Raw genomic sequence first — 23,740 nt, 5'->3', positions numbered from 1 at the left:
GGTCCAGCCCTAGTCGATGACGTCCGGTTCGAGGCCTACGGTAAGCCAGTCCGCGTACGAAAGGCCGGCCAGCTCCTCCAGACGGGCGATGTCGGAGGTGAAGTAGGGCAGCACCGCGGCCCGCTCGGCCGGAGTCAGCTTCGGTCGCCCGCCTCGCTCACGCTGCAGGAGCGTGAGCAGCGGGCCCCGCACCGCCCGGCGCACCGGCACCGGGAAGTGCTGGCCGAACCGGCCGCCCGTGCGCAGCACCGCCCGCAGCACCGCGTTCGGCCGGGTGTCCGCCACGAACGGGGTGACGTTCTGCGAGGGCACGACGTCCAGCAGCCCGGTCTCGACCTCGAGGAACTCGCAGACCCGGTCGAGGGTGGTCACCGGATCGTCGCGCAGGTCGCGGTAGCGCAGCAGGAGCACCTGCTCGCGCGGGAACAGCTCGAACAGGTGGGCGAGCTGTTCCCCGTAAAGCCCCTGCGAGACGTAGTGCCAGAAATGCGCCCACCCGGCGGCGCGGCGGCTCTCCTCCAGCGCGCAGGCGCGGACGAAGTCCCGCTCCGGCTCGAGCCCGGCGGCCCACAGATGCGTCCAGTTCGAATGGGCCCGGTCGACCGGGTTGCGCAGCAGCACCACCAGCCGCGCCTTCGGCAGCAGCCGGCGGATCCGGTTCTGCGCGTCGAGATCGTAGAGATAGAACGGGGTCGCCTCGCCGCGCAGTGCCCCGGGCGGCGCCTGGTCGAACAGCGCCTCGTAGTCCGCGGGCCGCCACACGTGTTCCTGGCTGGTCTGGACGTCGCCGGGCCCGCGCCAGGCGGGCGGCGGCCCGTCCGAGAGGAAGAACTTCGGCTCCTTGACCTCGGACAGGAACAGCTGCGGGTGCCGACTGAGCGCCGCGTGGATGGCGGTCGTACCGGCCTTGGGGACGCCGATGACGAGGAAGTCGGGCAGGGGCATCTCGACACGCTCCTGGTGGGGCGACACGACACAGAATCTGTGTAACGACAGGTGACGACCCGGCGTCGCGTCGTCGTCCGGAGCATAACCGGTAAGTCCGATAGAGATAGTGGAAAGGAACCGAGAGTGGGCCAGGCCGCACGGCGACAACCCGGCGACAGGCCGGCGACAGGCCGGCGACGCGGCACCGATCGCCAGCGAGCCCCCGGATCCCCGACCATGTTTACCGGCTAAGTAGGATTGCCTCGTGACAATCGGACACGCCGAACGGGCCGAGCACCTTCCCCTCCCCCTGCCTGACGCGGGGGCGATCGTGGTGGGCCCGCCCGGCGACGGGCCGGGCTACTGGGCCGGCGCGCCCAGCGCGATCCTGGTGGACGGCGTCTACTACCTCACCTACCGGCTGCGCCGGCCGGTCGGGCGCGGGCGCGGCTACGCGGTGGTCATCGCGTCGTCCACCGACGGCGAGCGCTTCACCCAGCTGGCCACGATCACCCGCGGCCCGTTCGGCGCCGAGTCGCTCGAACGCGCCGCGCTGGCCGTCACCCCGCAGGGCACCTGGCGGCTCTACGTCAGCTGCGCCACTCCCGACAGCTACCACTGGTGGGTCGACGTCCTGGAGGCCGACTCCCCCGCCGGCTTCGACGCCACCCGCAGGCAGACCGTGCTGCCCGGAGACGCGCGCACCGCGGTGAAGGACCCGGTGATCAGGTACGACGGCGACCGCTGGCACCTGTGGGCGTCGTGCCATCCGCTGGAGGACGACACCGCCACCGACCGGATGGACAGCCGCTACGCCACCAGCCCCGACGGTCTGACCTGGACCTGGCACGGCGTCGCCCTGGCACCGCGCCCGGGGCACTGGGACGCCCGCGGTGTCCGGATCAGCTCCGTTCTTCTCGACGGTGACCGGACGGTGGCGTTCTACGACGGCCGGGCCAGCGCCGCCGAGAACTGGGCCGAGCGCACCGGTGTCGCGTTCGGTACGGGCCCCGGCCACTTCGAGGCGGTCGGGGTGGAGCCGGCCGCGCAATCACTCGACGCCGACCACGCGCTGCGTTACCTCTCCGTGGTCGAGCTGCCCGGCGGCGGCTATCGGACGTACTACGAGATCGCCCGCCCCGACGGCGCGCACGAGCTGCGCTCACAGCTCCACCCCGCGTAGCGCTGCCCCGCGGGCGGTGCCGTCCGCAACAACGATGATCGCGTTACTGTTCAGCTGGCCTCTGGTCAGCTGGCCTCCGGCGGAGCTCCGCCGATGATCGCGATGACCTGTGCCGCGACCTCGACGACGCGGGCAGCGAGCCGCTGCAGCTCGCCTCCGGTGACGTCGCCGGGCAGGCTGGTCAGCGCGAGGGAGCAGGCCAACGTCCCGTCCGGTGTCCAGACGGGTGCGCTCAGCCCGATCACGTGTAGCCGGGTGGCCGCCAGGTCCGCGTCCGTGGCCTCGTGGACAGCGGGCTCGCCAGGGGCCGCGACCTGCTCGCCGTGGGGGCGGACCGTCGCGCTCCATCCCCGCGTCCGCACCGCCGCCAGTGCCGCGCGGTGGGTGTCGCGCTGCGCGGGGGAAAGCGGCGGCTGGGCGCGGGCGAACCAGCGGGCCTCGGCGTCGTCGCCGGCCCACGCGACGTAGATCGGGCCGATCGGCGCGCGCAGCGGCAGCGGCGAGCCGCTCCTGACCGTGAGCCCGTACGGATGCGGCACCGGGTACGCAGCGGTGACGACCACGCTGTCACCCTGGATGGTCCCGGCCATCGCGGTCGCCCCGAACTCGTCCCGCAGCCGCGGCAGCACGTCCGCCAGCACATCGGAGAGCACCGCGGCCTGGCTCGCGGCCCGGCCGAGCCCGAGCAGCTCGGGCCCGAGCCGATAGTGCGGCCCGGGTTCCCGGCGCAACGCCAGCCCCTCGCCACACAGCGCGAGCAGCACGGACTGGCAGGACGAACGCGGCATGCCCACGGCGCGCGCGATGTCGGACAGCGAACGATCGGTCTCCGGGGTGGCGGCGAGCACCTTCAGGACCTGTGCTGCCCGCTGGACGGAACGGGCCGGCTGGGTGGGCATACGTTGACCCCTCCTCGCGACACGCCCTATCGTGTCTCGTGAACGGAATAATGTCTCACTATATAGACAAGCGATTCGTGACGGGGCGCCACTCGTGACGGGGCGCCACTCGTGACGGAGACCCGTCCACGGCTCGCTCTCGGGCTGCCCGTCGGCACCGCCGTCAACGGCGCGGGCGAGCAGCACCGGATCGTCGAGCTCGCCCGGGCGGCCGACGACGCCGGCGTCGACACGCTGGTGCACAGCGATCATGTGGTGATGGGCGAGCGCACCGACCGCTACCCGTTTGGCACCTTCGGTTTCCCGCACCACCGCGCCCAGGTCGAGGCGGCAGGCGAGGTCGCGGTCGCGCAGACCTACTGCGTGGCGCACCACCGGTACCGGGAGTCCGACGGGACGCCGACGGACCCGCGGATGCTCGTCCGCTACGCCGACCGCTGCGTGCGAGGCAGCGACGGCGGGTGGCGGTTCGCCCGCCGCGTCGCCACCGCCCGCTGGCAGCCGACGCACCCCGTCACCGGCAGCGTCCTCGACGACACCGCGGCTGCCGGCGAGCCTGCCACCTCGGGCTGAGATCCGGCCTGTCCCGCCGCACCCGCGAGGCACCTGCGCACCGACGCCTGCACCGACACCCGACGATCCGACAGAGGGAGCACTGATGGGAACACTCGACGGCCGGACGGCCATCGTGACCGGGGCCGGCCAGGGAATCGGGCGCGGCATCGCGCTCGCGCTGGCATCGGAGGGAGCTTCGGTCACCGTCGCCGAGCTCAACGCGGACAACGCTGCCGCGGTCGCCGCCGAGATCGAAGGACGCGGCGCGAAGGCGCTTGCCTTCCCCTGCGACATCCGCGACTGCGCCCAGGTCGAGGCGTGCGTCGCCGCAACCGTCGAGCGTTTCGGCGACCTGCGGATCCTGGTGAACAACGCGATGGCGGCCCGGGTCGGCGTGCCGCTGGAGGAGACCACCGATGACGACCTGGCGCTCGCGCTGGCCGTCGGCCCGGCCGCCACGCTTGCCTTCATGCGGGCAGCGTTCCCGCATCTGAAGGGTGACGGCCGGATCGTCAACCTGCGGTCGGGCTCGGAGCTGAACGGCCTGGCCGGCTTCTCGGCGTACGTCGCGGCGAAGGCCGCGGTAGGCGGCCTGACGAAGGTCGCGGCACGCGAATGGGACGTGCACGGCATCACCGTGAACGCGGTCGCACCGTTCGCCGCCGGCCCGTCCATGAGAGCGCACTTCGACTCGACACCCGGCTTCATGGACGAGGTGCTGCGCGGGCTGTCCATCAAGCGGGTCGGCGACCCGGAACAGGACATCGGCCGGACAGTGGCGTTCCTGGTCGGTCCCGACGCCGGCTACATCACCGGCTGCACGGTGACGGCCGACGGCGGTGGCAGCTTCCTGTAACGCCCGGTCGCAGGCCGGCTGCTGCGACAGCACCTCAGACAACCACCACTCGATCGCCGTGGTCGAAGGACGGATGGAGACGACACGATGCCCTGGGGACGACTGGACGGCCTGCACGCCCTGGTCGTGGGCGGCGGCAGCGGAATAGGCCTGGCAACCGCGACAGTGCTCGCCCGGGACGGCGCCGCCGTCACCATCGCCGGGCGCACCGAGGAGAAACTGAACGCCGCGGCGGAAAAGCTCGCCGGCACCGAGGGCCTGCGCCTGCGCACGGCCCGCTGCGACACCCTGGCCGCGGCCGACGTCGAACGGGCCGTCGAGATCGCGGCCGGTGGCACCGGCGGGCATCTGGACATCGCGGTGACAGTGCCCGGCGGCGGCTCGTTCGCCCCGGTCCTCACCTACGATCCGGACCAGTTCAGCCGCGAGGTGGACCTGAACGTCCGCCCGGTCTACCTGCTCATCAGGTACGCCGGCGCGGCGATGACGGCCGGCGGCTCGATCGTCGCCACCTCGTCGACCGCGGCCGCCTTCTCCACCCGCAACCTCGCCAGCTACGGCACCGGCAAGGCCGCGGTCGACGCCCTGGTCCGGATCGCCGCCGACGAACTGGGAGCACGCGGAATCCGGGTCAACTCGGTGCGCCCCGGGCTCACCCGGACCGCCACCACCACCGGCCTGTTCGCCAGTGACACCGTGCGGGCCGCCTTCCTCGCCAGCCAGCCGCTCGCCCGACACGGCGAGGCCGACGACCAGGCGGCGGCCATCCGCTTCCTCGCCGGCCCGGAGTCGTCCTGGATCACCGGCCAGCACCTAGCCGTCGACGGCGGACACACCCTCCGCAGCTTCCCCGACCTGCTCGCGGGCGCCTAGGCTTCGAGGCGGCGGAACTGGCTGGCATGGAACACCAGCGGGCTGATGCCGTGGTCGGCGTCGAGGTCGTGCACCCGCAGCAGGATGACGTCGTGGTCGCCCGCGCGCACCTCCTGCTCGATGCTGGTCTCGATCCAGCCGCTCGCCCCGTCGAGCAGAACGGCGCCGTGCTCGCTCACCCGCCAGCGCAGCTCGGCGAAGCGGTCGCCGCCGCGCCCCGCGAGCTGGCGGGCCGCCCGGTCCTGATCGGCGCTGAGAATGCTCACCCCGATGCGGGTCGCGCTGCGCAGCACCGGCCAGGTGTTGGACGTGTGTGCGACGCACAGCGACACCAGCGGCGGCTCCATTGAGACGGAGGTGAAGGAGCTCGCCGCGATCCCCACGGGTGCGCCGTCGACCAGGGCGGCCACCGCGGCGACCCCGGACGGGAAGGCGCCGAAGACGTGCCGCAGCCGGGTGGGGTCGAGCGCCGGCACCGCTGTCACCATCTGCTCGCCTCCGTGACGATGATCGGGCTCAGCGCCGGCTCGTTGCGCAGCGCCTCCAGGAACGTGACGACCTCGGCGGAGACCGACCGGTGGTGGACGTCGTTGAGCACGTCGTGGTGCGCTCCGCGGACCACGGTCAGCCGCGCGTTCGGCAGCGCCTTCGCCGCGCGGCTGAGCGCCTCACGGTCGGCGACGGGGTCGTCGTCACCGACGAGCAGCAGCTGCGGCAGCGTGGCGGTGCTGCCGTAGGCGAGGTCGAGCAGCGCGTCGGGGACGACGTCGCCGAGGCTGCCCCGCTGTACTGCCGGGTCGTCGCTGAGCACACCACGATGCACCGGGCAGTGGGTGCGGGCGTTCAGCTCGTCGTCCCAACCGCCGGTGGCGTGGGCGCCGTAGCCGGGCAGCCCGGCGAGGACGAGGGCGTCCGGCCGCCAGACGTCGGAGACGCCCCGCTGACCACCGGCGGCGAGCGCGGCGAGCGCGGCCAGTGCCACCGCGCCGGTGTCCGAACCGACCGCGACGAGCGGCCGGGTCGGCTCGTCTCCCACGCCGGCGGCGGCTTCGGCCAGCTGCTTCGCGATCACCTCGAGGGAGGCGATCGGGTCGGCCGGATCGAGCACCGGTGCTTCGGTCACCCGCACCCGGTAGGTGTCCGACGCCACGCGGGCGCCGAAGCGGCGGTAGACGGCCGGGCTCTCACCGCGGCCCGGCACGATCAGAACGGTCCCGCGGGTGCGCAGGCCGCCGGTGGCTTCGAAGTCGAGGTGGTCGAGGTGGTCGGTCATGGTGTCGGGCTCCCGCCGGTTCGGGCTGTGCGGTGGGCCGCGGTACGACGGTGCGCCGCCACGGCAGGAAACTGGGTGATGGGTGTGGTGATGGGTGTGAGGTGATGGGTCAGGTCACACACCGGCGGGCTGCAGCGTCTGCTGGCGGGCCGCGGTGTGGCGGTTCTCGGGGATGGGCAGCCCGAGGTTGCCGCGCAGCGTCGTGGACTCGTACTCGTCCCGCACGACGCCGCGCTCGCGCAGGATCGGCAGGACCTCGTCGACGAAGCGCGCGAACTCGCTGGGCACCGTCACGATGATGTTGATGCCGTCGAAGGCGCCGGCGCGGAACCAGCGCTCGATCTCGTCGGCCACGGTGCGCGCCGAGCCGACGAAGGGTGCGTAGTGCGCGCTGAGCTGGTGCTCGACCACCTGGCGCAGGGTGAGGTCGTTCTCCCGGGCGTGCTTCTTGATGGCCTCCGCCTGGGTCCGGAAGCTGAGCGCACCGGCGTCACCGACCTCGGGGAACGGTGCGTCCAGGTCGTACTGCGAGAAGTCGTGCCAGCCGAACGGCCGGCCGAGCTCGGCCAGCGCCCGGGCGAAGCTCTTCGCGCCCAGGGTCGCCCGCTGGATCTCGCGGGCCTGCTCGTCGGTGTCGGCGATGATCGGCGAGATGCCCGGGAACACGAGCACCTGGTCGGGGTCGCGCCCCTTGGCCGCCGCCCGTGCCCGCAGCTCGGCGCGGAACGCCTGTGCCTGCTCCAGCGTCTCGGCGTGCGTGAAGATCGCCTCGGCGACGCTGGCGCCGAGATCACGGCCCTCCTCGGAGTCCCCCGCCTGGAAGATCACCGGCTGCCCCTGGGGGGTGCGCTCCAGGTTGAGCGGGCCGACCACCGAGAAGTACTCGCCGCGGTGGTTCAGCGCATGCTGGCGGTCGCGGTCGAAGAACACGCCGCGTTCCTTGTCCCGGGGGAAGGCGTCGGCCTCGTAGGAGTCCCACAGCGCCCGCGCGACCTGGACGTGCTCCAGTGCCCGGCCGTAGCGGGTCGCGTAGTCGTAGTGCTCGTCCCGGCTGTAGTTGCCCGCGGTGCCCGCGTCGCCGCTGGTGACCACGTTCCAGCCGGCGCGACCGCCGCTGATGTGGTCGAGGGACGCCAGCCGGCGCGCGACGTTGAACGGCTCGTTGTAGGACGTCGTGATCGTCCCCACCAGGCCGATGTGGCTGGTGTGCACGGCGATCGCGGACAGCAGCGTGAGCGGCTCGAGCCGGCTGAGGTAGTGGTGCGGCGAGTCCGGGGTGATGAACTGGCTGTCCACGATGAAGACGAGGTCGAACTTCGCGGCCTCGGCGGCCTGCGCGCGGGCGATGTACCAGTGGACGTCCACACTGGCGTCGCCCGGGATCTCAGGGCTGAGCCAGGTGTTGTGCTGCCCTGGCCCGCCGACCCCGAACAGGACGGCACCGAGCTTCAACGTGCGAGGCTTCGGCGTGCGGGGCTTCAGCGTGCGAGCAGACATCGGTGGACCTTTCCTGGTCGGCAACACGCGCTGGACCGCCCTCAGGCCAGGTGATCCAACACGCAAAGTGACGATCTTGCGCCGGGCACGCCAGACCGACACCCCGAATCGGCGACGATCCACAGCCGGGCGGACCAGCGACCTCAGCGGCCCGAGCGGGCCATGTACTCAGTGCGGCGACCGGCCCCTGGACCGACCGCGCGGCAAACCGGTGCAGCTCGGCCGGCAGAACGCCTGATCAGAGGGCTGGCAGCGGGCGGGACACGGTCAGCGGCAGCGCGCGGCGGCACCGCGACACACGGCGGCACCGCGACAGGTGAGGTCGATCAGATGCCAGCCGACGCCCGCCGCTACGATCTCCGACCGGTTCATGGGCCCAGCATGCGTCCGCTTGGCCGGCGGTGTCCAACTACGCTTCGCAATGATGATCTATAGCGTTCCGCGATTATTTTCACCATTTCGGTGTAGATAGTGTGGCCGCTAGGTAGCCTGACCTGGTGGGACGCACCCTGGACATCGCCCCGCTGCGCAGCTTCGTCGCTGTCGCGGACTGCGGCGGCTTCCAGCGCGCGGCGTCCGCACTGCACCTCAGCCAGGCGGCGGTCAGCCAGCATGTGCGCCGCCTGGAGGCCGCGACGGGCCGCATCCTGGTCGAACGGCAGGGGCGCGGCTCCCGGCTCACCCGCGACGGCGAGCACCTCCTCCGCCAGGCCCGGCGGATCCTCGGCCTGCACGACGAGACCCTGCACAGCTTCGTCCCGCAGGCCGCGGAACCGGTGGTCATCGGGTCGACGGAACACGCCGCGGCGCAGCTGCTGCCGTCCCTCAACGGCATCCTGGAGCAGGAGCTGCCGCACCAGGTCATGCGTTTCCGCATCGACCGGGGCAACCGCCTGCGGGAAGGTCTCGACACCGGCCAGGTCGACCTGGCCCTGCTGCTCGGGCCGGCCGACGACCCCCGCGCCTGGCCGGTCGGCCAGCTCGAACTGACCTGGTACTCCGCACCCACCTGGGAGCGGCCGTCCTCCCTGTCCCAGCCCGTCCCGCTGGTCGTCTTCGACCAGCCCTGCTCGCTGCGCAACCGCGCGCTGGAGGCGCTGTCCTTCCACGCGATCCCGACCGTGATCGGCGCGGAGGCCGTCCAGCTCGCCGGTGTGCAGGCCGCCATCCGGGCCGGCCTCGGCGTCGGGCTGATGGCTACCCTGGGCCAGACCCCGGAAGGACTCGTCGCCCGCGACGACCTGCCTCAGCCGGCCCCCCTGCCGATGGCGCTCTGGGCCCGGCAGAGCCTGCCCGCCGAGATCTCACGCCGCGTCGCCGAGACGTTGTGCCAACTGCTCCTGGCACCCGTGCGCCCGGGCCCCACGGCTCTGCCCCCCGAGTCGCTGGCACCCGAGTCGCTCGCACCCGGGTCCCTGGCACCCGGGTCCCCGGCCGCACCGGCGGACGCGCACCTCGAACCCAGTACCAGCAAGGGAGTCTGATGCCTGCCATCCACGTCCCCGCCGGCAGCGCCGACGGGGAGTTCGTCCGCACGCCCAGCGGCGTCCTGCTGCCCGCCGACATCGACCCGTTCCACCGCCGCCTGCACCGCATCGCCCCGGCCGGCCTCGTCGGCGACACGACGCAGACCTCCGGGATGCGGCGCATGGAGGCGGTCAGCGGCAAGACCGTCGGCGCACGCAACCTGTGGATGGGCCAGACGCACGTCCCGGCGTCGACGGCGTCCGGAAACCACCACCACGGCGCGTCGGAGACCGCGATCTACATCGTCTCCGGCAGTCCGGTCTTCGTCTTCCTGGACGTCGACGGCGACGAGCCGGTCGAGACCCGCGTCGAGACCTCCCCCGGCGACTACATCTTCGTCCCGCCGTACGTGCCGCACCGTGAGGAGAACCCCGACCCCGACGCCGAGGCCGTCGTCGTCATCGCCCGCACCACCCAGGAGGCGATCGTCGTCAACCTCGGCGACCTCGGCTGGTCCGAAGTCCGCCTCGACGCCCCCGGCACACCCGGCACGGAGTGCTGACCGGCGGCACCACCGTCCGGGAACCCAACGCTGGTCTCGGATTCCATTCTCCGGTCTCAGACATGGCGATATGGTGGCGGTTGCTCGGGTAAGCCCTAGCGGCCGGGGGGCCTGTGGGAATCGCCATTGTCGATGCAGTCAAGCTCGCAAAGGACAACAAACGCTCGTACGAGCAGCTCGAAGTGCGCCAGCAGCGGTTAGCCACGCGGATGGCAGCCGAGAGCGAAGCGCAGCAGCGGGCTCGCGCCGAGGTGTACGACCAGGCCCTGGTGTCGTTTCAGGATGTGTTCAGCCGGCTCAAGAACGTCGACCTGACCGAGCTTGCGGAAATCAGTCTTCGGGGTGGCGAGGAGTTACCTGCCGTCGAGCTGCGCCGGCTACGGATCAGCGCGGTCCACTCGCTGGCGGCAGTTGCCGGCGGGGCAGTGGCGGGCGCCGGGATCGGTAGTGCAACGTTCGCGGCGGTCGGTGCGCTCGCTACAGCGTCCACCGGGACGGCGATCTCGAGTCTGTCCGGCGCCGCAGCGACAAGCGCGACGTTGGCCTGGCTCGGCGGCGGATCGCTTGCGGCCGGCGGTGGTGGTGTCGCGGCTGGTACGACCGTGCTGACGGGCATCATCGCGGCGCCGGTGGTCATCGCTGTTGGCGGAGTAGTTGAGTGGCAGGGGCGCCGTGCCCGCGCTGGTCAGCGTGAGACGGCGACGCAGATTTCCGAGGCTGCTGACGACCTCGGACGAGCAGAGACCGACGCTGCCTTGGTACGTCGACGCAGCCGGCAGGTCCGGGACATTCTCAACGATCTACGGGTGGCTATGACCAGCCGATTGCCCGTGCTGGATACGCTCATCACCGCCAACCCGGACTACACGACGTACTCCAACGAACAGCGTCGTCAGGTTGCACAACTTGTCGGTATCGCCTCAAAGGCGGTGACAGTGATGAGCACCCCGATAGCCCATGAGGACGGGAAGGCGAACCCTCAGATTCGCGAGGTCGTTCTCGACGTCAAGCAGTGGCTGCTCGCTCTGTCTCGGCAGGCGTGATCACACCGGATGCCGCTGAGCCCTGCGGCAGGCACCAGCGGCGTATCGGGTTGCTTCCCGGCGGTGTGGACGCGGCGGTCTGGGCTGTCATCGACGAGGCGACCCGCCGGACGGCCGCCGAGGTGGTCGAGACGCTGAACGGCCGTGACACCGTGATGAGGCTGGCGCAGCGCTACGCCAATATCGGCGGCCCGCAGCGCGCGGGACACCTGTTCGAGGTGATGCACGCAGTCGATTTCAACCGGCTCGCGGCCCGAGCCGGCTCAGCAGCGCGCGCCCAGGTGTCCGAGTGGGTCCAGGGTGGTTCGCAGAATGGGCCGGTCGACATCCTCCTGACTGACAGAGGTCAGACGACCGTGCAGGTGCAGGCCAAGCTCCTCGACCGAGTCTCCGACACGACCCGCCAGATTTCCCGGTCCACATACCAGGAAATGGGGCGGCTCGTTGCCGGGGACCGGCTCGCCGCCGTCAACGATCTGCTTGACCGGCGTCTGAGCATGAATCAGGAGGGGATCTACACCGAGGGGTACGCCGATGCTCGCGCCTCCACTTCCGACCGGCTAGCTCACGGCGACGTTCACAGCCGTCCGATCAGCTACGAACAGGCGCAGAAGGCCGCCGGGAACCCGGCTGGTTGGGCCAACCGCCAGGTCGCCGCCGCCGCAGCACGTGACGTCGCGACGGCCGGCCTCGCCGGAGCGGCAGCGGGCGCCCTTGTCGGCGCCATGACCGCCGCGGCCAGCGAGGTCGCCCGGGTTCGCGCCGGGCAGACCTCAGCCGGAGCAGCGGTCATCACCGCCGTTGGCGGCGCCGCTCGCAACGCTGTCCGTTCTGGCACAGTCGGGGCGGTCGCCGCCTCGATACGAACCGCGGCCTCCGGCGGTCTTCTACCGGCGGCGCTGGGCAGCGGCACGGTGCCTACTGCCATGGCGGATGCCGTGTGGGCTGTCGCTGACGCCGGTCTGGATCTTGCTATCGGCCGCATCGACCCCGGCGAATTCGCTGCCCGCAGCGCCGCGGGCACGGCGAGAGCTGGCCTGGTGTGGGCCGGCGGGGTGGTCGGACAGACCATCCTTCCCGTCCCCGTTCTCGGAGCCCTCGTCGGCGGTGTCGTCGCTCAGAGCATTGCCGCGATCGTCACCCAGGGACTTCAGCTCGCGATCGTCGCAGCCCGCGCAGCCGGAGCCAGCCCCGAGGTACTCGCAGTCCTGGAAGCCGAAACCGTCACCACGGTGGCCACAGCCGCACTCATCGGCCAGGCGACCCGGGATCTCAGCGAAGACCAGCACGCCCAACTCACCTGCGCCGTGCTGCCCGACCTCGCCCATGTCCGAACAACACTTGCCTCGGTGGACCCCAGCGCCGCGATCAGCGAACTCGCTGCCCTGACCTGCCACCATGCCAGCCAACCACTGTTCACCACCATCGATGAGTTCGACCTGTGGATGGCTGACATCAATATTCCGCTTGTCCTAGACCCAAACCCGTAGAGCGGGAGCGAAATCTTCAGCGATTCCGAAGCTCGCTACGGCTTCCACCCCAGGGCTTCGCGCCGAGCACCATCCACGAATTCGACGGGGATTCCCTTTCACCGAGTTCTTCCTGGACGAGCACACCCACCACAGGCTATAGGCCGAGACCGGGCGACTTGTCGTGGACGATCGCGCTCACCGGCATTTTCCCGCCTCAGCCTCGCCAGACTTATGTCGGATCACGCAACCCTGGATCTCAACTTGGTTCCGACCGGACGGATCGATGGGACACCATGACAATGCACTGGTAGGCCAACCACCCTTCCCCCCTTTTGGCCCTGCTTGCTGTCCGGATGACCGGCGGATGGGGACCGCGCAGGATGGCTGGCGTACCGGTGCGGTCGATGCAACGTCCGCGTCGAAGTAGTACAGCCTGGATTCTAGCGCCAGGCACTGGCCCCAGGCACCAGGTTCTGCCGATCGGAGACCTGAACAGGTCACCAGATGAACGATTCCTGGCAGCCCAGCCGAAGTGACAGCAGTGTCCGAAACTCGAACTCGGCAGATCCGCTGGATGAATTTCAGGGGTTCCACGGCCGACCGAAGCGGGCCACCACCCCACCGCGGACCTCTTGCATCTCCGGCAGAAACCCGTCCGTCCGATGCTACCCGCCCGCGGCAGCACGACAGCGACCGGCAATATCTGCGACGACCGGGGCCGCGACCAGCACCTTCAGTGGCACCTCGAGACCGTCGGCCGCACAAATCCCATGCCCGCTGAGGCCGAAGAGCGTCGCGAATGCTGTGCCCAAGAATGCCGAAGGGCCCGCTAACCCTCTTCCAAGAACCACCCGCCGAAGACTTGCAAAGCTAACGGTGAGGTGGGTGTCAAGAATCCACGGACGAGAGATACAGCGAGCCCTTTAGTCATGGGAACGCGACAGCCACGCAGGCGCTGAAAGCTGACCGGAACGGTCAGAAGGAGTACCCCACCGCACCGCATTCCCCTGCCAGCCGGAGGCCCGGGTTCAGGAGTGAACGACCTCGCGTACCCGGGAGGCACCGGCGCGCAGGGCGGGAATCAGTTCCCTGCCCCAGTCGACGACGTCGTCGTAGGGGTCGAAGCCGCGGATGAGGAACGTGTCGACGCCGATCTCGTGGTAGCGCAGCAGCGCGTCGGCGACCTGCTGCGGGGTGCCGACGTGGCCGGAGGAGTTGCCACCGGGGCCGGTCAGGGCGGTGACGCCGAACCAGAGGCGCTCGTCGTACACCTGCTGGCGAGCCGCCACCTCCTGCAGCCGGGCGGACGCCACCGAGCCGGACGTCGCGAACAGCGCCCTGCCCGCCGCAGCCGACCCCGCCGACCCTGCCGACCCCGATGACCCGGCTGGCCCCGATGACCCGGCTGGCCCGGCGACCAGGGCCGCGCTCACCCGCGCGGCCTCGGCGCGGCGGCGGGTCTCGGCGGCGATCGCCTCGGCCCGGGCCCAGGCGGCTTCCTCAGTCGCGGCGACGATCGGCCGGGTGGAGAGGCTGAAGCGCAGCGTGCGGCCGTGCTTCGCCGCCTCGGCGCGCAGCAGGGCGATGCGCTCCGCGGTCTGTTCGAGCGGCTCACCGAACAGCATGTAGACGTCCGCGTGCCGGGCGCCCACCTCGACGGCCGCCTCGGACTGCCCGCCGAAGAACAGCGGGATGCCGGCGGCGGTCGCCGGCTTCACCGAACTGTAGGCGCCTTCGAACCGGTAGAACGGCCCCTCGTGGTCGAACGGCGCGTCGGAGGTGAGCGTGCGCCGCAGGACGTCCATGAACTCCGCGGTGCGCGCGTAGCGGGTGTCGTGGTCGGCGAAGTCGCCGTCGCGGCGCTGGTCGGCGTCGTTGCCGCCGGAGATGTGGTGGATGGCGACCCGTCCACCACCGCTGAGCTGGTCGAGGGTGGCGAGCTTGCGGGCGGCCAGGGTCGGCGCGACGAAGCCGGGCCGGTGCGCGATGAGCACGCCGAGGCGCCGGGTGTGCGCCAGCACGTGGCCGGCGACGGCGAACCCGTCGGGTGCGGTCGCCCCGTAGCCGATGAGGACACGGTCGAAGCCGGCCTCGTCGTGCGCCTGCGCGAACCGGGTCAGGTAGGCGGCGTCGACCGCGGGGCCGTCGAAGTACGACCCGCGGGTCTCCGACACCTCCTTGGTTCCCACCATGCCGAGGATCTCGATCGCCATGTCAGCTCCTGCTCGCCTTCGTCGGCTTCCAGTGAGATTCCAGGTCAGACGGACGCCGGGGCCGCGGCGGGCGCGGCGGGCGCGGTCACGGCCGGTGTGCCGGAGCCGGTGACGGGGTCACGGTCGGCGGTCCGCTCGTGGACGAGCTTCACCAGGCTGCCGTAGTCCCGGGCGTCGGCGACCGGGTCGAAGCCGCGGATGAGCAGGGTGGAGACGCCGACGTGCACGTAGTCGACGAGCGCCTCGGCGACCTGCTCGTAGCTGCCGACCAACGCGGTGGAGTTGCCGACCGCGCCGGTCACCTTGGCGATGGCGGTCCACAGCCGCTTGTCGTGGACGTCACCCTCGTCGGCGTACTTCAGCAGCCGCTGGCTGCCCACCTGCTCGGAGCCCTTCAGGAACTTCTGGATGTCGGCGCTGCGCTCCCGGGTGAGCTCCAGGATCTCGGCGGCGCGATCCCACGCGGCCTGCTCGGTGTCGGCGGGGATGGGCCGCAGGCTGACACTGAACCGCGGGTCACGCCCGTACGGGGCGGCAGCGGCCCGGACCTGCCGGATGCGCTCGACGATCCCGGCCAGCGGCTCACCCCAGAACGCGTAGACGTCGGCGTGTTTCCCGCCGACCCGCACCGCGTCGTCGGAAGCGCCACCGAAGTAGATCGGGATGCGTCCGGCGGGCGGGCGCACCGCCGACCAGGCCCCGCGGATCTGGTAGAAGTCGCCGTCGTAGTCGAACGGGGTGGCCGACTCCCACTCGCGCCGCAGGATGTCGAGGAACTCGTCGGTGCGCCGGTAGCGGGTGGCCTTGTCGGTGAGGTCGCCGTCGCGGGCCTGGTCGGCGTCGTCCCCGCCGGTGATGACGTGCAGGGCGATGCGGCCGGGGTTGAACGCGTCGATCGTGGCGTACTTGCGCGCGGCGATGGTCGGGGCGACGAAACCGGGCCGGTGTGCGAGCAGGACGCCGAGCTTCTTCGAGCGGGCGAGGATCTGGTCGGCGACGACGAACCCGTCGGGCATGAAGGAGGCGTGCGCGACCAGCACCCGGTCGAAGCCGGCTTCCTCGTGGGCGCGGACGAACCCGTCCAGGTAGTCCGGGTCGACGACGGGGCCGGTCGAGCCCTGGGACTCGCTGCCGGCCGAGGTGGAAACCATCCCGATGAACTCAACGGACATCGTTGTTCACTCCTTTGTGGACAGGGCGGTCAGCGCCGCACCCGCGTCGACGGCGCTGCGCGCGCCAGCAGGTGCGGAGGCGGCGGGGGCCGGGACGGCGGTCGTACCAGGCCCCGCGGCGGCGGAGATCGATGGCCTGGCGACGTCGTGGCGCCGGACCGGCAGGCCGGGATCCGCGGACCGTGCAGGCGCCGGCGGCGACGTTGCCGGTAGCGACGTCGCTGGTGACGACGTTGCCGGTAGTGAGGACCGCCAGGTCTCGGTGTGATGGCAGGCGACGGTCCAGCCGGCCGCGACGGGCAGCGCGGCAGGGGTCCGGTCGCAGGCGTCGGTCGCGAATGGGCACCGGTGCGCGAAGCCGCAGGCGTCGGCGGGCCGCCGCCCGGCGCCCGGCCTGTCGGCGGGCCGCCGCAGCTGCGCCGGGGTCGGGCCGTCCTCGTCGCGGATGCTCGGCGCCGAGGCGATCAGCAGCGCGGTGTAGGGATGCCGCGGCCGGTCGAACACCTCGGCGATCGGGCCGTCCTCGACGACGCGGCCGCGGTAGAGGACGACGACCCGGTCCGCGATGCCGGCGAGCGAGCTCAGGTCGTGCGAGATGATGATGATCCCCAGCCGGCCACGGCCAGGGTCCGCATCGGCCGCGCTGGCGGAAACAGCCGGATCGGCGGGCACGGCGGGCTGATGGCGCAGCCCGTCCAGCAGCCGAAGGATGAGGTTGCGGTTCGATCCGTCCAGCGCGCTGACGGGCTCGTCACAGATGAGCAGCCGCGGGTCGTCGACGATCGCGCGGGCGATGGACGCCCGCTGCCGCTGGCCACCGGAGATCGCCCCGGGCAGGCGGTCCGCCACGGCGGGATCGAGACCAACCCGGCGCAGCGCGTCGGCGACGGCCGCGCGCCGGTCGTCGCGGCTGCCGCGGCCGGCGACGGCGAGCCCCTCGGCGATGCTGGTGCCGATGGTGAGGTCGGGATCGAGCGCGCGCAGCGGGTCCTGGAAGACGAAGCGGATGGCACCGCTGCGGCGGAAGTCCCGGCGGGCGCGGCGGCGCAGACCGCGGACATCCCGGCCGTCGACCTCGACCTCGCCGGCGTCGGCCCGGGTCAGGCCGGCGATCGCGCGGGCGAGCGTGGTCTTGCCTGATCCGGTCTCACCGATGACGCCGACGACCTCGCCGGGACGGACGGCCAGGGAGACGTCCCGCAGGACGGTCGTGCGCCGTCCCGGCCCACTGCGGGCGCGGAAGGAGACGGTCAGGCCACGGACCTCCAGGAGCGGCGCCGCGGCAGCCACCGGAACCGGTTCCGCGGAACCGTCCGGATGCGGTTCCGCGGAACCATCCGGGAACGGCCCCGTGACAACGGCGGTCCTGGTGGCGTTCATGTGGGTGCTCCTGCTCGCTCGGGGACTCGGGGCGTCAGTTCGATCTCGCCCAGTCGGGCGCACCGTGCGAACCGCTCTCCCCCGGGCGCACCGGCCGGCGCGCCCGGCACCGCCGCCCGCAGCTCCACCGGCGCCGCGCGGCAGGCGTCGGTGACGAAGGCGCAGCGGTCGGCGAACCGGCAGCCGGTGATCCGCGCGCCCACCGGCGGCGCGGCGCCGTCGATGACGTCCAGCTCACGGCGCCGCCAGTCACCGACGGAGGCGACCCGCAGCAACGCTGCCGTGTAGGGGTGCCGCGGGTTCGCCAGGACGTCCGCCGTGGGCCCGGCCTCGACGATCTCGCCGGCGTAGAAGACCAGGATCCGGTCGCAGAGCTGCGCGATCACGGCGAGGTCGTGGGAGACGGCGAGGATCGCGAGGCCCCGCTCGGCGCGCAGCAGGTCCAGCGCCTCCAGCACCTCCGCCTGCACCGTGACATCGAGCGCGGTCGTCGCCTCGTCGGCGACGAGCAGGTCCGGCTCACCGGCGACGGCGATCGCGAGCACGACCCGTTGCAGCATGCCGCCGGACAGCTCGTGCGGGTACTGGTGGTAGACCAGCTCGGGCTGGTGCAGGCCGAGCGTGCCGAGCAGCGCGATCGCGGCCTGGCGGGCTTCGCGGCGGCGGTGCCCGACCTTGATCCGGAACTGCTCGGCGAGCTGGCGGCCCACCGTGTGGGACGGGTTGAGGTACGAGCCGGGATCCTGGAAGACCGCACCGATCCGGGTGCCGCGCAGCCCGTCCCAGCGGCGCCTGGGCAGGTCGACGAGAGACGTCCCGTCGAAGTCGATCTCACCGGAGCTGACCGTGCAGCCGGGCGCGAGCACGCCGAGGGCGGCCCGGCAGGTCAGGGTCTTGCCGCTGCCGGACTCGCCGACGAACCCCACCGCCTCGCCGCGCCGGATGGTGAACGAGACTCCCTGCACGGCGGGGACTCCGCCGGCGCCGCGGGCACGGCGGCGCCGCCCGAACGACACGCCGCCGACGGTGATGTTCAGGTCCTCGACCCGAAGCAGGTCGTCAGGCATCGCGCACCTCCCGGTTCTGCCGGGGTATGGAGGACGTGGCCGCCGTGGTGGTCTCGACGGGCCCGGTGGCCGTGGCCGTCGCGGCGGAACTGATCGCGACGGCGGAGCTGACTGTGGCGGCGGAGCTGACTGTGGCGGCAGAGCTGACTGTGGCGGCAGAGCTGACTGTGGCGGCAGAGCTGGTCTCGGCGGTGTCAGCGGAGTCGCTGCCACGGGCACGGCCGCTGCGAGCCGGATCGCCGGTGACGATGCCGGTGGTGTCACGGAGCGCGTCCGCGAGCGCGTTCAGCGCGGCCACCGTGATGATGATCACCAGCGAGGGCGCGAGCGGTGCCCAGGGCCGCTGGGCGAGGTAGTTCAGGTCCGACGAGAGCATTCCGCCCCAGGTGGGCGCGGGCGGCTTCGTCCCGATGCCGAGGAACGACAGCGACGAGACCACCAGCAGCGACGCCGCCGCCCCACTCGCCGCCGTCACCACGATGGTGGGAAGCACCTTGTTCCAGATGTGCGTCCGCAGGATCCACCAGCGGGACGCCCCGACCAGCTCGGCGATCTCGACGTACTGCGAGGAGGCCAGGCCGAGCGTCGCGGCCCGGGTGATCCGGAAGTAGTTCGGGGCGAGCACCAGGCCGATCGCGAGCATCGCCTGATGGATGCCGTTGCCGATGATCCCGGTGACCGCGATCGCGAAGATGATGTAGGGCAGGGTGAGCAGCGCGTCGCTGATCCGCAGCGCGAGCCATTCGAAGGCCCGGCCGAACACCACCGACGCCAGCCCCGCGGGCGCGCCGAGCAGGAGCCCGACGCCGACCGCCTCGGCCGCGCCGACCACCGAGCGGCCGGTGGCGTCCATCAGCCGGCTCAGCACGTCGCGGCCCAGGTAGTCGGTGCCCAGCCAGTGGGCGCCGCTCGGGTTCTGCAGGATCGCCTTCGGGTCCTGGGCGATCGGGTCCTGCGGCGCGAGGGAGCCGCCGGCGACCGCGAGCACGGCGACGACCGCGAGTACCAGCAGGGCGAGGCGCACCGAACGCAGCCGGATCATCCGGCGCAGCACGCTCATGATCGCCGCTCCGCTGCGGGGCGGAGCCGCACCAGCGCCACGTTGACCGCGACGTTGCAGACCAGCACCAGTGCGATCGAGGTGACGAGAACGCCCTGGATGACGGGAATGTCACCGCGCTCGGCGGCCTGCAGCGCCTGCTGCCCCAGACCGGGCAGGTTGAAGACCGCCTCGGCGACAACCGCACCGCCGATCAGCCGCGGCACGTACAGGCCGACAACGGTCAGCGCCGGCCCGACGGCGTTGCGCAGCGCATGGCCGAACACCACCCTGCGCACCGACAGCCCTCGCACGGTGGCACCGGTCACGAAGTTCTCCCGCAGGGTGCCCACCAGGGAGGTGCGGATCTGGCGCGTGAGCTCCGCACCGAACTCCACGCTGAGTGCGATCCCCGGCAGGATCACGAACTTCAGCCACTGGCCCGGGTCCTCGGTGAACGGCACGTACCCTCCGGAGGGCAGCACCGGCACCGTCACCGCGAACAGGATGATCAGACCGATCCCGACGACGAACGGCGGGATGGTCGACGCCACGGCGCACACCGCCGTGACCGCACGGTCGAGCCGCCCGCCGTTGTTCAGCGCCGCGGCGATCCCGGTCACCCCGCCGACGAGGATGGCGACCACCGCGGCCACCAGCGTGATCGACAGGTCGACCGGCAGAGCCTGCGCGACGCTGTCCCGCACCGGCAGGGTGGTGAAGTAGGAGTAGCCGAGATCCCCGGTGAGCGCGTTGCCGAGCCAGCTCACGTACTGGACGAGGAACGGCCGGTCCAGCCCGAACTGGTGGTTCATCCGCTCGATGTCCTGCGGCGTGGCGAGATCCCCGAGCACGGTCGCGGCCGGGTTGCTGTCGGTGAGCGCGGTCATGCCATAGGTGATGAAGGTCGCCAGCAGTGTCACCGGCACCCCCACCGCCAGCAGTTGACCGAAGCCACGGGCCAGCCCGGACAGGCCCGATGGGCGCCAGCGGCGCAGCAGGCCCGCGCCCCCCGGGAGCCGCGACGGCTGCGACGGCTCCGGCTGGCCCCGTCCTCCGGAGCCGACGACGTCGAGGGTGGTCATGGTCAGCTGTTCCCGGTCACGGTGACGCCCTCGAACCGCTGCGCCATCAGGTAGCTGCCGACCGGCGACACGTTCGAGCGACGGGCCAGGATCCGCGGGTTGCTGAAGAGGAAGACGTTGGGCATGGTCTCCACAGCGATCTTCGTGGCCGCCTGCACGACGGACGCGTAGTTCGGGTCGTCCAGCGGCGTCGCGGTGATCTTCGCGACCGCCTCCTTGAGCGCCGGCGGGTTCGTCCGGCCCGGGTTCATCAGGCCCTGGTCGCCGAAGAGCACCTGGAACGCCTGCACGGGGCTCTCCCGCCCGGCGAACTGGTCGGTGAAGAACGGCTTCGCCCGCTGGATGTAGACCTGCTGGGTCGCCTGGGCCTGCGGGATGACCTCCAGCTTGACCCGGATGCCGGCCTTGGCGAGCTGCGCCTGGACCTGCTCGGGCAGTCCCTCGGCGATCGTGGTGGTGAGGGTGACGTCGATGCCGTCCGGGTGCCCGGCCTCGGCGAGCAGCTTCTTGGCCTTGGCCACGTCGTACGGGTAGGCGTTCTCCAAGGCGGCGTTGTGCCCGGCGTGCCCCTTTGGGAACGGCTGGTAGTTGACCTCGCCGACACCGAAGTTGACGGTGTCCACCAGCGCCTTCCGGTCGACCGCATGCTTGATCGCCTGGACGACCTTGGGGTTGTCGAACGGAGCCACCGTGTTGTTGACGTCGAGCACGCTGATGACCAGCGACGAGATGACCTGCACCTCGAACCCGGCGGCCTTGACCGCGGTGAGCTGCGACGCGGGAATCATGGCGACGTCGAGGCGGCCCGACTGAAGCGACGCGAGGGCGGTGGCGGCCTCGGGCGCCGGGTAGAGCTCGAAGTTGTCCGGCTTGATGTTGGCGGCATCCCAGTAGCCGGCGAAGCGCGTCAGCTTCGCGCTGTCGTTGGGCACATAGGAGTTCAGCTGGAACGGGCCGGCGCCGACCGGCTTGGTGGCCAGGCCCTTCTCGTCGGTGTCGATGGCCTTCGGGCTGACGATCATCCCGGTCTTGCCGGCGAGAATGGCGGGCAGCTGGTAGTCGGTGTTCTTCAGGTCGATGCGGACGGTCGTCGCGTCGACCGCCACGACCTCCTTGAGGCTGGCGAGCTGGGCGGCCACCAACGAGTTCTTCGCGTCCCGGCCGCGCTCGAGGCTCTTCTTGACGGCGGCGGCGTCCACCGCGGTGCCGTCGCTGAACGTGAGCCCGGAGCGCAGGTGGAAGGTGACCGACGTGCCGTCGGCGCTGTACTCCCAGGAGCTGGCGAGCGCGGGCACCGGGTTCGCCTTCTCGTCCAGCTTCGTCAGGCCCGCGTAGACCAGCGAGAGGGCGTGGACGTCCCACCCGGCCGACGACGTGATCGGGTCCCAGGAGGTGACCAGCGCCCATCCCCAGCGCAGGGTGCCCCCGCTGGTGCTGCCGCCCGAGGCCGAGTCACCGCCGCCCCCGCACGCCGCCAGCAGGATCGAGCCTCCGGCCAGCGCCCCCAGGCGCAGGAACCCACGTCGCCCCATCACCGGCGCCGCCGACTCAGGTGACGAGGCGGAACTCAGGAAGGTCGTCCTCGGGGTACTCACGGGTTGGTCCTCTCAGGCATGAGAAAAGTCAGGCGGCAGCGAAGAAGTCAGGCGGAAGTCAGGCATGGCGGGGTGCCGACCGGTACGGATGCCGGTCGGTTAGTTACGGGCGCGCTGAAAACACGACCCGGCGGTGGCAGGGCACGGGGCGTTCTCAGGCAGGGCGCGGGCAGGGTCGCGCAGGCGTCTGATGACGCCGCGCGCGGACGAGGAACACGGAACGGGAGCGGTGGAGCGACGTCCGCCGACGGGAGGCGGACGACAATGCCAGCAGCAGACGAAACTCCGGCAGCAGGCATCTCGGGACCGGCTGTACAGCTGGCACGGGCGCGGGTGCCCGACCTGTCCACCGGTGACGGACGGTGGCTACCTACATCAACCCGGACCCGGTGGAGAGGACCAGGCACACCTGGCGGGGTGCCACGGAGCGTGGCACCGGACGCCGTCGACGACTAGCGACAGAGGGCGCTGGCGATCCGCACGAGGTCGACGTAGCGGCGCGCCACGCCGGTGTATGTCCACCGCATAGGTGAAGAATGCCCGATGACCAGGTAAAACGTCAATCACTACAACTGGGCGATCTATTTCACAAGCTCCGAGCCACCCGTACGCATCCATCTCACCACGCACCGTGGAGATCCATCACTGGAACCTTGCCGACCTTGTCGACAAGCAGTCACAACAACCACCAGAAAATCTCCATACGCGACGGTGAGTAGTTACAGTCGATCGGTAACGCTCCGCAACCGTTCGGCATCGGCGACGTCGGCCGCTCCCGCACTCAGCCGCAGCCGATGCCGGCGCCGGTAGGCCGACACCTGGCGCTCCGGAGGCTGATCGATCAGCTCGACGATCGGTTCGACCGCCCGGTCGACCGGGGTGGCAGCGACCGCGGCCAGCGCCGACACCAGCGCCCGCGCCGGCCGGCTCAGCGCACCCGCATGGCTGGTGCGCACGAAGCCGGGGTTGTAGAGCACGTGACGGATGCGGCCCGCCGGACGCGCACGCAACATCAGACCGAGCAGCTCGTTGGCGCGCCGGCTCTGCTGGTTGGCGCGCCGGGCGGTGAACCGCCGGTCAAGCTGCAGGTCGCCCCACCTCACGGCGTCGCGAGACGCACCTGGCACCGAGGTGTTCAGAACCACCGGCCGCTCGGCGGCCTCAAGCCGGTCAGCCAGGCCGTGACTGAGCAGGTACCGGCTCAGGTAGTAGAGGGCGAAGGTGTGCTCGAGGCCCTCCGCCGTGACGGTGCGGGTGGTGCGCAGGTAGGCCGCACAGAGGATGAGTGCGTCGATCGCGGGGAACCTGTCGGTGACCTCGGCGACGACCCGGCGGTTCTCCGCGGCGAGCGCCAGGTCCGCCCCGACGAAATGGGCCACCCCGGCGCCACTGACGCCACTGACGCCGCCGCCGGCCTCGGCGACCAGGCGGCGGAACTTCTCCTCGCTGCGGCCGATGACCACGACGTCGGCACCCGCCCGCAGGTAGTGCAGGGCCAGGGCCCGCCCGATGCCGTCGGTTCCCCCCGAGATGACGAATCTGCCCACGTCTACCGATCTCTCCCCTACAGCCGGCGCCCCGC

At 71.4% G+C, this 23,740-nt stretch carries 22 protein-coding genes; 8 read left to right on the top strand and 14 right to left on the bottom strand.

The window, feature by feature from the left end; all coding sequences use genetic code 11:
- Positions 1–9: 9 nt before the first annotated feature.
- Positions 10–945: a sulfotransferase gene (locus tag ACG83_RS38440; protein WP_054571245.1), complete on the bottom strand. Its 936-nt coding sequence runs from the start codon at positions 943–945 to the stop codon at positions 10–12.
- 247 nt (positions 946–1,192) lie between these two features.
- Here ACG83_RS38440 and ACG83_RS38435 point away from each other — a divergent pair, with 247 nt between their 5' ends.
- Positions 1,193–2,110 carry a hypothetical protein gene (locus tag ACG83_RS38435; RefSeq protein ID WP_054571187.1) on the top strand — a complete coding sequence of 306 codons (918 nt, stop codon included), beginning with the start codon at positions 1,193–1,195 and terminating at the stop codon, positions 2,108–2,110.
- A gap of 65 nt (positions 2,111–2,175) precedes the next feature.
- Here the strand turns inward: ACG83_RS38435 and ACG83_RS38430 are convergent, their stop codons facing one another.
- Positions 2,176–3,009: an IclR family transcriptional regulator gene (locus ACG83_RS38430; RefSeq protein WP_054571186.1), complete on the bottom strand. Its 834-nt coding sequence runs from the start codon at positions 3,007–3,009 to the stop codon at positions 2,176–2,178.
- A 111-nt stretch (positions 3,010–3,120) separates the two neighbouring features.
- Here ACG83_RS38430 and ACG83_RS38425 point away from each other — a divergent pair, with 111 nt between their 5' ends.
- The 3 genes from ACG83_RS38425 (at position 3,121) to ACG83_RS38415 (ending at position 5,293) form a co-directional block, all read left to right on the top strand.
- Complete coding sequence (locus ACG83_RS38425) at positions 3,121–3,582, top strand: nuclear transport factor 2 family protein (protein ID WP_054571185.1); 462 nt, start codon at positions 3,121–3,123, stop codon at positions 3,580–3,582.
- Between the two features lie 85 nt (positions 3,583–3,667).
- A complete protein-coding gene (locus ACG83_RS38420) occupies positions 3,668–4,420 on the top strand; it encodes an SDR family NAD(P)-dependent oxidoreductase (RefSeq protein WP_054571184.1) in 753 nt (250 codons plus the stop codon).
- A gap of 87 nt (positions 4,421–4,507) precedes the next feature.
- Positions 4,508–5,293, top strand: coding sequence for an SDR family NAD(P)-dependent oxidoreductase (locus tag ACG83_RS38415; protein WP_063793349.1), 786 nt, complete (start codon positions 4,508–4,510; stop codon positions 5,291–5,293).
- Here the strand turns inward: ACG83_RS38415 and ACG83_RS38410 are convergent.
- The 3 genes from ACG83_RS38410 to ACG83_RS38400 form a co-directional block, all read right to left on the bottom strand.
- Positions 5,290–5,781 carry a flavin reductase family protein gene (locus ACG83_RS38410; protein WP_054571183.1) on the bottom strand — a complete coding sequence of 164 codons (492 nt, stop codon included), beginning with the start codon at positions 5,779–5,781 and terminating at the stop codon, positions 5,290–5,292. The genes ACG83_RS38415 and ACG83_RS38410 overlap by 4 nt on opposite strands.
- Complete coding sequence (locus tag ACG83_RS38405; protein ID WP_054571182.1) at positions 5,775–6,566, bottom strand: alpha/beta hydrolase; 792 nt, start codon at positions 6,564–6,566, stop codon at positions 5,775–5,777. Before ACG83_RS38405 ends, ACG83_RS38410 begins: the two co-directional genes overlap by 7 nt.
- Positions 6,567–6,680: 114 nt before the next feature.
- Positions 6,681–8,063, bottom strand: a complete 1,383-nt coding sequence (locus tag ACG83_RS38400) for an NtaA/DmoA family FMN-dependent monooxygenase (RefSeq protein WP_054571181.1) — start codon at positions 8,061–8,063, stop codon at positions 6,681–6,683.
- 497 nt (positions 8,064–8,560) lie between these two features.
- Between ACG83_RS38400 and ACG83_RS38395 the strand changes: the two genes are divergently transcribed.
- From ACG83_RS38395 to ACG83_RS38380, 4 genes are all read left to right on the top strand, one after another.
- A complete protein-coding gene (locus tag ACG83_RS38395; RefSeq protein ID WP_054571180.1) occupies positions 8,561–9,547 on the top strand; it encodes a LysR family transcriptional regulator in 987 nt (328 codons plus the stop codon).
- The gene (locus ACG83_RS38390; protein WP_076832720.1) at positions 9,547–10,092 is read left to right on the top strand and encodes a cupin domain-containing protein; all 546 of its coding nucleotides are present in this window, start codon (positions 9,547–9,549) and stop codon (positions 10,090–10,092) included. Before ACG83_RS38395 ends, ACG83_RS38390 begins: the two co-directional genes overlap by 1 nt.
- A 113-nt stretch (positions 10,093–10,205) precedes the next feature.
- Positions 10,206–11,135 carry a hypothetical protein gene (locus ACG83_RS38385; protein ID WP_054571179.1) on the top strand — a complete coding sequence of 310 codons (930 nt, stop codon included), beginning with the start codon at positions 10,206–10,208 and terminating at the stop codon, positions 11,133–11,135.
- Positions 11,132–12,625, top strand: a complete 1,494-nt coding sequence (locus ACG83_RS38380) for a hypothetical protein (protein WP_054571178.1) — start codon at positions 11,132–11,134, stop codon at positions 12,623–12,625. The genes ACG83_RS38385 and ACG83_RS38380 overlap by 4 nt, the downstream gene beginning before the upstream one ends.
- 1,010 nt (positions 12,626–13,635) lie before the next feature.
- Here the strand turns inward: ACG83_RS38380 and ACG83_RS38375 are convergent.
- The 9 genes from ACG83_RS38375 to ACG83_RS38340 form a co-directional block, all read right to left on the bottom strand.
- Positions 13,636–14,820 carry an LLM class flavin-dependent oxidoreductase gene (locus ACG83_RS38375; RefSeq protein WP_054571177.1) on the bottom strand — a complete coding sequence of 395 codons (1,185 nt, stop codon included), beginning with the start codon at positions 14,818–14,820 and terminating at the stop codon, positions 13,636–13,638.
- Positions 14,821–14,864: 44 nt separating this feature from the next.
- Entirely contained in the window at positions 14,865–15,992 is a 1,128-nt protein-coding gene (locus tag ACG83_RS38370; protein ID WP_054571176.1) for an LLM class flavin-dependent oxidoreductase, read from the bottom strand.
- A 6-nt stretch (positions 15,993–15,998) separates the two neighbouring features.
- Positions 15,999–17,372, bottom strand: coding sequence for an ABC transporter ATP-binding protein (locus ACG83_RS38365; protein ID WP_235498454.1), 1,374 nt, complete (start codon positions 17,370–17,372; stop codon positions 15,999–16,001).
- Positions 17,369–18,439 carry an ABC transporter ATP-binding protein gene (locus ACG83_RS38360; protein ID WP_054571175.1) on the bottom strand — a complete coding sequence of 357 codons (1,071 nt, stop codon included), beginning with the start codon at positions 18,437–18,439 and terminating at the stop codon, positions 17,369–17,371. The genes ACG83_RS38365 and ACG83_RS38360 overlap by 4 nt, the downstream gene beginning before the upstream one ends.
- Positions 18,432–19,499, bottom strand: coding sequence for an ABC transporter permease (locus ACG83_RS38355; RefSeq protein ID WP_054571174.1), 1,068 nt, complete (start codon positions 19,497–19,499; stop codon positions 18,432–18,434). The genes ACG83_RS38360 and ACG83_RS38355 overlap by 8 nt, the downstream gene beginning before the upstream one ends.
- Entirely contained in the window at positions 19,496–20,563 is a 1,068-nt protein-coding gene (locus ACG83_RS38350) for an ABC transporter permease (RefSeq protein WP_054571173.1), read from the bottom strand. Before ACG83_RS38350 ends, ACG83_RS38355 begins: the two co-directional genes overlap by 4 nt.
- Before the next feature lie 2 nt (positions 20,564–20,565).
- On the bottom strand, positions 20,566–22,095 hold the full coding sequence (locus tag ACG83_RS38345; protein ID WP_054571242.1) for an ABC transporter substrate-binding protein: 1,530 nt from the start codon (positions 22,093–22,095) through the stop codon (positions 20,566–20,568).
- 515 nt (positions 22,096–22,610) lie between these two features.
- Positions 22,611–22,685, bottom strand: coding sequence for a putative leader peptide (locus tag ACG83_RS48250; RefSeq protein ID WP_369809824.1), 75 nt, complete (start codon positions 22,683–22,685; stop codon positions 22,611–22,613).
- 192 nt (positions 22,686–22,877) lie between these two features.
- Positions 22,878–23,705 (bottom strand): SDR family NAD(P)-dependent oxidoreductase, encoded by an 828-nt coding sequence (locus ACG83_RS38340; RefSeq protein WP_054571172.1) that lies wholly within the window; start codon positions 23,703–23,705, stop codon positions 22,878–22,880.
- Positions 23,706–23,740: the final 35 nt, after the last annotated feature.

The organism is Frankia sp. R43 (assembly GCF_001306465.1).
In the GTDB taxonomy this organism is placed as follows: Bacteria; Actinomycetota; Actinomycetes; order Frankiales; family Frankiaceae; genus Parafrankia; species Parafrankia irregularis.
This window is presented reverse-complemented; position numbering and strand designations above follow the sequence as displayed.